This window comes from Flavobacterium sp. LC2016-23 (assembly GCF_009674775.1).
Classification (GTDB): domain Bacteria; phylum Bacteroidota; class Bacteroidia; order Flavobacteriales; family Flavobacteriaceae; genus Flavobacterium.
Genome location: NZ_WKKE01000089.1, coordinates 1 through 392 on the forward strand (window position 1 = coordinate 1; position 392 = coordinate 392).

1 protein-coding gene is annotated in these 392 nt (G+C 48.0%); it reads right to left on the reverse strand.

Annotated features, from left to right (window positions below; genetic code table 11):
* A partial coding sequence (locus tag GJU43_RS22985) for a hypothetical protein (RefSeq protein WP_229655122.1) occupies nucleotides 1–392 on the reverse strand: 392 nt, incomplete at both ends.

Consider the following 392-nt stretch of genomic DNA (forward strand, 5'->3'; position numbering starts at 1 on the left):
TAGGTTCCTGCGTTGGCGCAAGTCTCTGACGGAACAAATGCGCCGCTTGTTTTTACACTATTCGAAACATCACCGTCACAAGTATCGGTTGCGATTGGGAATTGTGCCTGTGCAGCCGTTAAAGCCTCAGCATTGCTGCATTGCACCGTTACGTTTAAAGCACCTGCCGCAGTGGTCCAGGTTGGCGAGGTGGTATCTTCAATGGTAATTATTTGCGTGAAAGTATCGGAGCTATTTCCACAATCGTCTTTTACGATCCACGTATTGGTATAGGTTCCTGCGTTGGCACAAGTCTCTGACGGAACAAATACGCCACTTGTTTTTACAGTATTCGAAACATCACCGTCGCAGGTATCGGTTGCGATTGGGAATTGTGCCTGTGCAGCCGTTAA